The organism is Fretibacterium fastidiosum (assembly GCF_000210715.1).
GTDB classification, from domain to species: Bacteria; Synergistota; Synergistia; order Synergistales; family Aminobacteriaceae; genus Fretibacterium; species Fretibacterium fastidiosum.
Map to the genome: position 1 here is coordinate 1,441,195 of NC_021038.1, position 10,748 is coordinate 1,451,942.

At 64.3% G+C, this 10,748-nt stretch carries 11 protein-coding genes; 7 read left to right on the forward strand and 4 right to left on the reverse strand.

The features are described 5' to 3' along the window. Positions 1-31 precede the first annotated feature (31 nt). Positions 32-1,261 carry a tRNA(Met) cytidine acetate ligase gene (locus SY1_RS06650; protein WP_015556567.1) on the reverse strand — a complete coding sequence of 410 codons (1,230 nt, stop codon included), beginning with the start codon at positions 1,259-1,261 and terminating at the stop codon, positions 32-34. Positions 1,262-1,408: 147 nt separating this feature from the next. Here SY1_RS06650 and SY1_RS06655 point away from each other — a divergent pair, with 147 nt between their 5' ends. The 5 genes from SY1_RS06655 (at position 1,409) to SY1_RS06675 (ending at position 6,459) form a co-directional block, all read left to right on the forward strand. Continuing rightward, complete coding sequence (locus tag SY1_RS06655; protein WP_015556568.1) at positions 1,409-2,602, forward strand: acetate/propionate family kinase; 1,194 nt, start codon at positions 1,409-1,411, stop codon at positions 2,600-2,602. 100 nt (positions 2,603-2,702) lie between these two features. Beyond that, positions 2,703-3,278 carry a DUF177 domain-containing protein gene (locus SY1_RS06660; RefSeq protein ID WP_015556569.1) on the forward strand — a complete coding sequence of 192 codons (576 nt, stop codon included), beginning with the start codon at positions 2,703-2,705 and terminating at the stop codon, positions 3,276-3,278. A gap of 70 nt (positions 3,279-3,348) precedes the next feature. Beyond that, a complete protein-coding gene (gene rpmF, locus SY1_RS06665; protein WP_015556570.1) occupies positions 3,349-3,549 on the forward strand; it encodes a 50S ribosomal protein L32 in 201 nt (66 codons plus the stop codon). A gap of 115 nt (positions 3,550-3,664) precedes the next feature. Then, positions 3,665-5,545, forward strand: a complete 1,881-nt coding sequence (htpG, locus tag SY1_RS06670; protein WP_015556571.1) for a molecular chaperone HtpG — start codon at positions 3,665-3,667, stop codon at positions 5,543-5,545. 323 nt (positions 5,546-5,868) lie between these two features. Beyond that, positions 5,869-6,459: a hypothetical protein gene (locus tag SY1_RS06675; protein WP_208873162.1), complete on the forward strand. Its 591-nt coding sequence runs from the start codon at positions 5,869-5,871 to the stop codon at positions 6,457-6,459. A gap of 89 nt (positions 6,460-6,548) precedes the next feature. Here SY1_RS06675 and SY1_RS06680 read toward each other — a convergent pair whose 3' ends face one another. Then, the gene (locus SY1_RS06680) at positions 6,549-7,259 is read right to left on the reverse strand and encodes a LexA family protein (protein WP_208873164.1); all 711 of its coding nucleotides are present in this window, start codon (positions 7,257-7,259) and stop codon (positions 6,549-6,551) included. A 212-nt stretch (positions 7,260-7,471) separates the two neighbouring features. Here SY1_RS06680 and SY1_RS06685 point away from each other — a divergent pair, with 212 nt between their 5' ends. Beyond that, complete coding sequence (locus tag SY1_RS06685; RefSeq protein ID WP_015556573.1) at positions 7,472-7,777, forward strand: hypothetical protein; 306 nt, start codon at positions 7,472-7,474, stop codon at positions 7,775-7,777. A gap of 31 nt (positions 7,778-7,808) precedes the next feature. Here SY1_RS06685 and SY1_RS06690 read toward each other — a convergent pair whose 3' ends face one another. Beyond that, positions 7,809-9,080 (reverse strand): AI-2E family transporter, encoded by a 1,272-nt coding sequence (locus SY1_RS06690; protein WP_015556574.1) that lies wholly within the window; start codon positions 9,078-9,080, stop codon positions 7,809-7,811. A 303-nt stretch (positions 9,081-9,383) separates the two neighbouring features. Here SY1_RS06690 and SY1_RS06695 point away from each other — a divergent pair, with 303 nt between their 5' ends. After that, positions 9,384-10,514, forward strand: a complete 1,131-nt coding sequence (locus tag SY1_RS06695) for an A/G-specific adenine glycosylase (protein ID WP_208873171.1) — start codon at positions 9,384-9,386, stop codon at positions 10,512-10,514. Between the two features lie 2 nt (positions 10,515-10,516). Here the strand turns inward: SY1_RS06695 and SY1_RS06700 are convergent. Continuing rightward, a partial coding sequence (locus tag SY1_RS06700) for a hypothetical protein (RefSeq protein WP_208873172.1) occupies positions 10,517-10,748 on the reverse strand: 232 nt, incomplete at its 5' end.

Below are 10,748 nucleotides of genomic sequence, written 5' to 3' on the forward strand. Positions count from 1 at the left end.
TTCCTTGCTCTTCTTTAAACGCGAATTGGTATCACGTCATGATGGGGCGCTGGCGCTCCTCGTGCCGCGGGTCCGGCGCGGGGAGCAGCGCCTCGTAGAGCGATGAGGCCCGAAACTCCATCCGTGCGGCGAAGCGCCCGACGGGGTCCCGCGCTGCGGCCAGGCGCGTGATGAGGGGCAGGGAGGATGAGGCGGCGCGCAGGCGGAGGAGGGCCCGCCCCGTCTCGTTTGCGCCGAGGACCCGCGCGTAGGGCACGCCCACCCGAGCCGCGGCCTGCCACGACCAACGGTCGACGCCGGCCAGCAGGCGCAGGGCCGTCCGCCGGATTCGGGCCCGCGTGTAGCGTCCGGACGCGCACCGGGCCATGAAGTCCTCCATGCCGGCCGAGTCCGCCCTCCGCTTCAGGAAGAGGTTCTCCATCCCCTCGTCCATCCCGTCAAAGCCTCTGAGGTCCTCCGGCCCGCTGCGGATGAGAATGGCCTGCAGCATGGGCCACAGGCCCTCGCCCGACGCGCAGAGGCGTCCCTCCTCCTTCGCCTGGCGGAGGAGGGACAGGGAGGTTCGCGGCACGGCGGAGGCTACCGGTCCCCCATCTTCCATGGAGGTTTTTCCCCGGCGAAGCGCCGCGCGGATGGCGAGGCTGCTGGTCAGCGGGCCGGGGGCCGCGTCTCCGTGTCCCGCCCCCAGCCGCTGGATGGGGAGGGGCGTCAGGGAGCCGCCGAGCTCCTGAACGCGCAGCAGGTAGGAGACCGCCAGCAGGTTGTTGGGGGAGGAGAGGAACACTCCGCTGCCCGGCAGGAGGGATTCCAGCGCCCCGGCGGCGGCCCTGGCGTAGGAAGCGCCGCGGAACAACTCATCCTTCAGGCGTTGCTTGAAAGAGGCGGGTTCGTGGATTAGAATGTCGAGGATTGGGCTCACGTCGCGCGTGGAATCCTCCATGCCGAAGGCGATGTGCGTCGCAAGGCGCGTCCGCACCAGGAGGTCCACGGCGCCCGCGCTGAAGAACGGCGCGGCGCTGACCGCGAAGACGAAGGGCAACTCGATCACCAGGTCCGCGCCGCAGGCGAGCGCCATCCTCGTCCGGGTCCACTTGTCGACGACGGCAGGTTCGCCGCGCTGCGTGAAGTTGGACGACAGCACCGCGACGCAGGGCGCGTCGCCGCAGCGCGCAAGGGCTGCGGCCAGGTGCAGGCGGTGCCCGTTGTGCAGCGGATTGTACTCGGCGACGATGCCGACGGCTGGACCTGTGATGTCTTTCATGGTATAAGTATAAACGATAATCCTTAAGGATCGCGTTTTTTCGGGGCGTCTTTGACCGGAGGGTCCCGGCGTCTGTGGGCGGACGAGGACGGGCCGGGGTGCGCGGCGTCCCCTCCCGCAATATTTTGAAAGGCAGGTAGCGCAAAAATGAAAATTCTCGTCATCAACTGCGGCAGTTCCTCCCTGAAGTATCAGCTCTTCGACATGGACCACGAGTCCGTGCTGGCCAAGGGGCTGGTGGAGAGGATCGGTATCGACGGCTCCCAGATCAAGCACACGAAGACGGGGTTGGAAACGCTGGTCAAGCAGACGCCCATCCCGGACCACAAGGTCGCGATCAAGCTGGTGCTGGACACGCTGCAGGGGAGCAGCCACGGCGTGCTCACCTCGCTCGACGAGCTCTCCGCTGTCGGCCACCGCATCGTTCACGGGGGCGAGGACTTCGCGTCCTCCGTCAAGATCGACGCGAAGGTCCTGGAGGCCGTGAAGCGCTGCGTGCCCCTGGCGCCACTGCACAACCCGGCCAACATCATGGGGATCGAGGCGGTCCTGGAGGCCCTGCCCAACGTCCCGCAGGTGGGCGTGTTCGACACCGCCTTCCACCAGACCATGCCGCAGCACGCCTTCATGTACGGCGTCCCTTACGGCTACTATGAGAAGTACAAGGTGCGCCGTTACGGCTTCCACGGCACGAGCCACTACTTCGTCTCCCGCCGCGCGGCGGAGATGGTGGGGCAGCCCATCGAGAAGCTGAAGATCATCACGTGCCACCTGGGCAACGGAAGCTCCATCACCGCGGTGAACGGCGGCAAGTCCGTCGATACCTCGATGGGCTTCACGCCGCTTGCGGGTGTCCTGATGGGCACGCGCAGCGGTGACGTGGACCCCGCGCTGCTCCCCTTCATCGCCAAGACGGAGAAGATGGGCATGGACGAGATCGACATGCTGCTCAACAAGAAGAGCGGCCTTCTGGGGATCTCCGGCACCAGCAGTGACCTCCGTGACGTGGAGGACGCTGCCTTGAAGGGCGACAAGCGCGCGCAGTTGGCCGTGAACATGTTGAACTACGACATCAAGAAGTTCGTCGGCGCCTATGCCGCCGCCATGGGCGGAGTGGACGTCCTCGTCTTCACGGCGGGCGTGGGAGAGAACAGCATCCCCACCCGGGCCGCGGTCTGCGAGGGGCTTGACTTTCTGGGGATCAAGATCGACCCTGAAAAGAACGACGTTCGTGGCAAGGAGGCGGACATCAGCGCCGCCGACTCCAGGGTGCGCGTCCTGGTGATCCCCACGAACGAGGAGCTCATGATCGCCCGCGACACGAAGCGCCTGGCCTTTTAAAGGACGGCCCCGTGACGAAATCCTGCGTCCGCTGCACACCCTGCGGCGGACGCGCCGTTTGTCTGCGTGCTTCAGCACTGCGGAAAGGAGGCCCTGGGACATGGCCCAAAAGAAGAACCAGACGCTGCGCTGCCTGATCGCCCTGCCGCCCCGGGGCGACTGCGAGTCCCGGATGGAGGAGAGCTGGCGCCTGCCCATCGAGGAGGGGATCGACTTCGAGGGGCAGCATTTTGACGCGCCGGAGGGAGGGGCGGCCTGTGCCACCGCTCAGTGGCTTGAACCCTCTCTCCTCTCCGTTTCCATCTCCGTCAGCGCGAAGGTCACGGCCCCCTGTGCGCGTTGTTTGAAGGAGACGCCTCTTGAAATATCGGACGTTTTGATGTATCTTTATTATTCGCGTGGGCTGGAATTGGGCCGAGACACGGAGCTTGCGTCCGATGATGGCTTTATGCCGGTGGAGGTCGATTACCTTGACCGCGTCTTGGACGTAGGGCCCCAGGTTGAGGAGAGTCTGTTGCTCCTCCTGCCGACGAAGGTCCTGTGCCGTGAAGACTGCGCAGGGCTGTGTCCACACTGCGGGGCCGACCTCAACGAGGGGCGTTGTTCCTGCGTTGGGGGAGAAGGGGACCCGCGCCTTGAGGCCCTCCGCTTTTTCTCGCCGGACGAGAAGGCCTGAACCGTTTCCCCTCCGGCACGGAGAAGTTTTGAGCCTTTAGAATATTATTGGTCGCTTAGGAGGTAGTAACATGGCAACACCGAAGAGAAAGACATCCCACTCCCGTACGGCACAGCGCAAGGCCCAGTGGCTTGGCGCGCTCTCCGCGCCGGAGTTCCAGAGCTGTCCCCGCTGTGGGGAGAAGGTGCAAGCCTACCGCGCCTGCGCGGCCTGCGGCTACTATCGCGGGCGCAAGGTCCTGACTGTGGGGGAGGAAGAGGCGGCCAACTAGTTCGCGTTTGCGCCGAAGTGCTTTGCAGAGAGAGGCCGAGGGCAGATTGTCCTCGGCTTTGTGATTTATGGGGGCGCGGCGGGTTGACGCCCCGCCCCGGAGGGGACGGTCGTACATGGCTGAGGAGACGTTTCAATTTCAATCGGAGGCCGCCGAGCTTTTGAGGATGATGATCCACTCGGTCTACTCCAACCGGGATATCTTCCTGCGCGAGCTGATCTCGAACGCGTCCGACGCGCTGGACAAGCGACGTATCGAGCGGCTGAAGGACAGCGAGCTGGCGGACTTCAAGGGCGAGATCCGCGTGATTCTGGACAGGGAGAAGCGCACCCTGACCGTGGCGGATAACGGCATCGGAATGACCCGCGACGAGGTGGTCCGCTACCTGGGGACGATCGCAAAGTCTGGAACGCGCGAGTTCCTGGCGGCGGCGAAGGAGGATTCGGCTGCGGGGGAGCGGATGATCGGACAGTTTGGGGTTGGCTTCTACTCCGCCTTCATGGCGGCGGACCGCGTTGAGGTCGTGACGCGCAAACTGGGCGAGTCTGCTGCCTGCCGCTTCAACTCCGCCGGGGAGGGGGAGTTCTCGGTGGCGGACGCCAGCCGCGACGAGTGCGGGACGTCCGTGACGCTCTGGCTGCGCCCGGTGAAGGAGGGCGAGAAGGACTACTCCGAGGAGTGGACGGTCCGCGACGTCATCCGGCAGTACTCGGACTTCATCGCCTGGCCCGTCGTGATGCCGGTCGTTCGGAAAAAGGACGGAAAGGAAACCGTCGAGGACGAGGTCCTGAACTCCCAAAAGGCGATCTGGCGCCGGGAGGAGGGGGAGGTGACGGAGGAGGAGTACCGCGAGTTCTACCGCCACCTGACCCACGACTGGAAGGAGCCGCTGGCGCACATGCGCCTGAACGCGGAGGGGGCCACCAGCTTCAAGGGGCTGCTCTTCGTCCCGGCGGAGGCTCCGCTGGACCTCTTTATGAACCCGAAGGCTGGCGGAATCAGCCTTTACATCAATCGGGTCTTTATCATGAACGACTGTCAGGCGCTGATCCCGGAGTACATGCGCTTCATGAGGGGCGTCGTGGACTCGGACGACCTCCCCCTGAACATCTCGCGCGAGATCCTTCAGGAGGACCCCATCACCCGCATCATCCGCCGCAGCACGCAGCGAAAGGTGTTCAGCGAGCTGAAGAAGATGCTTGAGAGCGACCGGGAGAAGTACGAGCGGTTCTGGAACGCCTTTGGCCGCATCCTGAAGGAGGGCGTCATTCAGGATCACGAGCACGCGGCGACGATCCTGGACCTGGCGCTCTTCCACACCACGGCCCAGGAGGGCGCGACGACGCTCGAGGAGTACCGGAAGCGTATGCAGCCGGAGCAGAAGGGGATCTACTGCCTCACCGGTCGCAGCCTATCGGCGCTGAAGGCCTCCCCAAAGCTTGAGCCCTTTGCCGCGAAGGGCCTCGAGGTCCTCCTGATGACGGACCCTGTCGATGAGGTCATCCTTGCGGAGGGGGCTGAAACGGACTCGGTGAAGCTCCTGAACGCCGGCCTCGACGCCGATGTGCCGGAGAGCGGCGAGGAGAAGGAGCGGCGCGAAGAGGAGCTCAAGGGGATGGAGGCCGATTTTGCGCCCCTGAAGGACCAGGCGATGGCGGCGATGTCCGATCGACTTCAGGAGGTGCGCCCCTCCCTGAGCTTGACGAACTCCCCCGCGTGCCTTCGGGATGCGAACGGGCTCTCGTTTCAGATGGAGCAGCTCATGCGCGCCATGGGGCAGACCCCTCCGGCGCAGAAGCGGGTCCTGGAGCTGAACGTCGGCCATCCATTGATCAAGCGCCTGATGGAGCTGGCGAAACAGAAGGCCCCGGAGACTGCAGACCTCCTCTCCATCTTCTACGACCAGTCCCTGATCCTGGAGGGGGTGCCGGTGGAGGACCCCGCGTCGTTCGTCAGGAGGGTCAACGAGGTCATGGCCCGCCTGCTCAAGGCGTAGGGCGACCCTGCGGCGGGCCTTGGACGAAGGCGGCGGACGATCCCGAAAACTACAAGCACATTTTTTAGCGTGCGGCGGAGGCGGGTTCATGCGTTTCCTGCCGCACCAGACGGGTGCAAGGGGAGAGCCAGCCTGTGCGAGGACTGGCCTGAGCTCCGATAAAGCTGTCGCAGCCTGTGGGTTGGGGAATCTTTCCCCCCGTTTCTCGTTTTTCTGGTATACTTCAACGAGCGGTGGGGAGCGGCTTCATGCCGCCAACGTCGCGCTGAAGCGGGATAAGCGCCCTGTAAGGCAGTCGGGGTACGGGTCTGGGACACACGGGGGTGGACATCATCAAAAAGCAGGATAAGGGTGCGCTTGACGCCGCAGGCGCTGAAAAGGAAACGCGGAAGCAGGCAAAGTCCGGAGCGTCGGCCTCGACGCGGAAGCGGACGAAGGCGCCGAAGCCGGAGGCGGCCGTTCCTGACGGACAGTCTGTCGAGACAAAGGACGATTTCACCCTTCAGTACGACGTGAACTCCAGGGAGCGCTACGTGGACTCCACATCGCAGAAGACGGAGTTCGACAGGATGCTGGACGAGCTCTCGCGGATCAGCAAGGATATGCTGAGCTGGGAGGTCGAGAAGTTCACCGGCAAGTACCAGGGCGAGGGGGACGAGGCTGCCGCTGCCACGGCCAGGAAGTTCGAGGCGTTCTTGGGCGGCTTTATCACCAACGCGGCGATGGAGCTCTACGATCGGGGCTATCAGGACGCCGCATTTCAAAGCCTGGAACAGGCGTTGAAGGTTCTTGACGCCAAGAGGAAGCTGGAGACCGAGGTGGAGTCCATCAAGGCGCGCAACGAGGAGGACAGCGTGGACCTCTCGGACATGCTGGGGCTCTTTGGAGGCGACGATTCCGGGGACGGGAATTAGGGCCGGCATTCAGGCGTACATCAGGGCCTGCCGCACTTGAGGCGGCAGGCCCTTTAAATTTTCAGGGCGCGCTCCCCCTGGAGCGAAGCCTAAAAGATGCGGTTCGGCACCCCCATGTTGAGCCAGCGCACCACCTTGCCGAGGATCGTCAGAAACTCGACCTCGTCCCGCTGAATCCAGATGGAGCTGAAGTCCTTGTTGGCCGGGCGCAGCTCGACGCGCCCGTCGTTATAGAAGATAATCCCCTTGACGGAGCACCGGTCGTTCCACCGGACGTAGGCGATGTCCCCGCTCCGCACCTCGGTGTTGGGGTTGACCAGGATCAGGCAGCCGTCCTGGATGTTGGCGCCGATCATGCTGTCCCCCTCGACCTTGACGAAGTAGGGCTTGGTGGGGCCGACGGGGCCCCCCGTCTCAAGCGTGGGCCAGGGCATCCACTTCCGCGCCCCGGCCCTCACGTCGGACCAATTGAACCCGCTCCCGGCGCAGGCCTCCTGGTCCAGGATGGGGAGGTATACCTGGGGCGGGACGACGGGCTCCGGCGTCTCCTCAGAGCCTCGTTCCCGCCCCACCTCCGCTGTGCCGGACACCAGGTAGGCCAGGGATACCCCCAGCTCCTTTGCGATCCTGGACTTCATGGAGTCCCGGATGCCAATGCTTCCGATCTCGTAGCGATACAGCGTGTTGGGCTTCACTCCAAGCCGTTCCGCCAGCTCCGGGCGCTTCATCCCAAGCGCCTTCCGCCGCGCCATGATGCGGGCGCCAATGCCCGCCTCCGCTCCTTCCGTCATTTCAGTCATCCCCTTCCGTGCCCTGAGCGCGATCCTGCCTCTTCAACCCCGCAAGTCATTTTACAACGGATCTTGCATTTATTCCAATTATGCTACATAATACGTAGCATAATGAACGACGTAAAGGCACGGTTGGGCCTACGGGCCGGAGCGTTAGAGAGGCCGTACCGACCGCTTGAGCCCGCGCAGAGGCGTGGATGGTCTGGCGAGGAGGTTGTGAGATGACGAATGCGTTGGGCGGGGTGCTGGGAGTTCAGCAATACGTGCTGCTGTTTCTGTGGGGCGTGCTCCTTTGGGGCGTGTGCCGTGAGGTGCGGGATTTTATTGGGATGCCGCGGCGAGGAAGGGCGCGGCGACATCGATGGAGAGAGGCGAAGCTGCCAGTCCCCGCCCCGGTGTGGCAGGCGACGAGGCCCGTCGGAGCCGGTGGGGGGGCCTGCCGAAGGGGAAAGGGAAAGCGCTCTCGAATCCCTGAGCGCAAGGGGGCCTTGAGGCTGGATGTCGATCGGAGCCGCTTCAGGCCGTAGAGGCACTCCGTCAGGGGCGGCGTTTCCTGCGTCAGGCGTTCTCCCCCTGGCCCTTCTCACCCCTTTGCTGCCTGGCGGCCTCCGCCTCCCGGTCACTCTTCATTCGCGCCTTGCGTGCGTTCTCCCCGCTGCCCATGAGGATGGCGATGGGCTTCAGCGAGTGGGTGCTGGCGCAGATGATCTGAAGGATCGAGGCGATGGGGGTGGAGAGGATCGCCCCCGGAATGCCCCAGATGACGCCCCACAGGAGGAGGGAGAGGAGGATGATGACGGGGCTCAGGCCGAGGCGGTCTCCCATGATCTTTGGGGTCAGGATGTTGCCGATGGAGACCTGCACGGCGGTCAGCAGGACGAGGACGAGGAGCGGCATGGTGAGGCTGGTGGGGGACTGGAGGATCGCCATGACCACCGGCGGCACCGTCGCGATGATGGACCCGACGGTTGGAATGAAGTTCAGGAGGATGGTCAGCACGGCCCAGCCAGTCGCCAGCTCCACGTTGCAGCTCGTCAAGATGACCCAGGCGCAGAGCCCGGTCGCGACGCTGATGAGGGTCAGCGCACCGAGGTAGCTGCTGATCTGGGAGGAGATCGTCGCCAGGATGCTCTTGACCGTCTCGCCGGTTCGGGCGCTGGGGCCGCGAAAGGCCTCGTCGATCTTATCGACGACGTAGGGGGCCTCGAGGAGCATGAACATCAGGAAGACCAGAGAGAGGACCAGCTTGCTCAGGAGGGTGATGGCCATCTCCGAGATGTAGCGCACGTAGGACGTCCAATCGGTGCGGAGCTTCTTCGTCAACTCCCCCATGAGGATGCTGCCCCCCGACAGGGCGGGGGGAGCGCTGTCGGCGGAGGCGGCGGCCGTCAGGATGAACGTGTTCCTGGGCACGTCTTCCTCCTCCTGTTCTTCGCTTCGGACGGAGGGGCGCGAGTTGGGGAGGAAGCCCAGGGTCATCAGGGTGTTGGTGAACTTTTCGATGGTGGGTTCGAGGTCGGGGTAGAACCGCTGATAGACCTCGCCGAATTCCACGGCCTGAGACGCGACGAAGCGCACCCCTATGAGGGTCATGCAGAACAGCAGGACGAACACCAGCGCGATCTTGAGGAAAGGGGGCAGCTTGAGCTGATCCCCCAGCTTGAGGACCGGACGGAAGATCTGCAATAGAAACCACGCGATCACCAGGGGGATGAACACCCCGCTGGCCAGGTGGAGGACGAAGCCGAGCGCGACCGCAGTCAGGATGGTCATGAGCCCGACGATGATCTTCATGTGCCTCAGCATGAACTTCGTGTTATGCCACTTCATTTATAAAGAAATCCCCCTCCGGGTCGTGTCGTCTTTTCTGGCGAGTGTGCAAGGTCACAGGGTGCGGACCATCGGGTCCTTGACTTAACTATACACCAAACCCATTTAAAAGTGTAGCTTGAAAACGGCCGCCCCGCCATAAATAAAGTCCATAGAGATTTGTGGGGGACTCGCAGCGGGGATGAGCTTCCCTTCGAGGGGCAAGGTCGCTGCGCGCGCCCCCGTCCTGTATAATAAAAACTCAAGCGGGCCGTTTTGGCGCTTGCCCGCTCTGCAAGCTGTCTGAACGAAGGAGGGGATGAGGTGGCGGGGATTGCCGGTTGCGCGGAGGCCAGCCCGCGAGCTGAGGGGAGTTGTTGCGCCGCTGCCGGCGAACCCTCCGTGAACGCCGGGCTCTCCGCAAAGGCCCTCGTCGCATGGTTCAGGGACCACGCCCGCTCCCTGCCCTGGCGCGAGGGTTACGACCCCTACAGGGTGCTCGTCTCGGAGTTCATGCTCCAGCAGACCCAGATGAGCACCGCGGTCCCCTACTTTACGCGCTGGATGGAGCGCTGGCCGGACCTCTCCGCTCTGGCTGGGGCGGACGAGTCCGAGGTTCTGAAGCTCTGGGAGGGGCTGGGGTATTACTCCCGGTGTCGGAACCTTCTGAAGGCGGCCCGGTCCATGGTGGAGGCGGGCTATCGGGTGCCGCCCCCCGATGCAGTGAAGCTCAGGACCTACCCCGGAATAGGGGAGTACACGGCCGGAGCCGTGGCCAGCGTGGCCTACGACCTTCCCGTGCCGGCCATCGACGGCAACGCGGAGCGCGTCATCGCACGCCTCTGCGACATCGCGGCTCCTGCGGGGAGTACGCCGCTCCGCAGCCGCGTCGCGGCTTTCGCGTCCGACATGCTGCGGACCGTCAGCCCACGGCTCCTGAATCAGGCGTTGATGGACCTGGGCGCACTGGTCTGCACCCCACGAGGCGCGGACTGCGGCGCCTGCCCGCTGGCGGTGTCGTGTCTCGCCCGCCGTTACGATGTCGTGAATGAGCGTCCCCTGCCGCGCGTCCGCCCCCTGGTGGTCCGGGAGGAGGCCTGGGGGCTGGTCGCCCTCTTTCAGGACCGCCTCCTGCTGCGCCGGCGCCCGGACCGGGGGGTGTGGGCCTCCATGTGGGAGGTCCCCTGGTTCCCCCGAACCGCTGCGGGCTTCGCTGCGGACTTTCGGAACTGGACGGGGGAGAATGGCTGGAGCCTGAAGGGCGATGTGCGGGAGTTGGGGGCGGTGAGCTTCTCCTTCACCGTCCACCGCGTCCGCGCCTGGGTGGTGGCGTGCGACCTCGATGAGCCGTCTCCGTGCCCTGACGACTGGCGCCTCGCTTCGCTGCCGGAGGCCGACGCGCTCTCCCTGCCGGCTCCGAGCAGGAAATTTCTCAACGTCTTCCGCAGGAGATAACATTATAGCTTGTTCTTCGCAACAGCCGCCCGTCCGTCCTTCATCCAGAGGTGACTATATTCCGGCTTTTTTAATTGCCTATCCCCCAAACCACAGGCAAAGTTTTTAACGTGCGTCGGAAACCGGTTTTGCACATTTTCTGCTGCACCTGACGGGTGAAAGGTCAGTATCGGCTTAACCTGTACAACGACGGGCTTGAGCGCCGATAAAGCCATCGCAACCTGTGGATTTGGG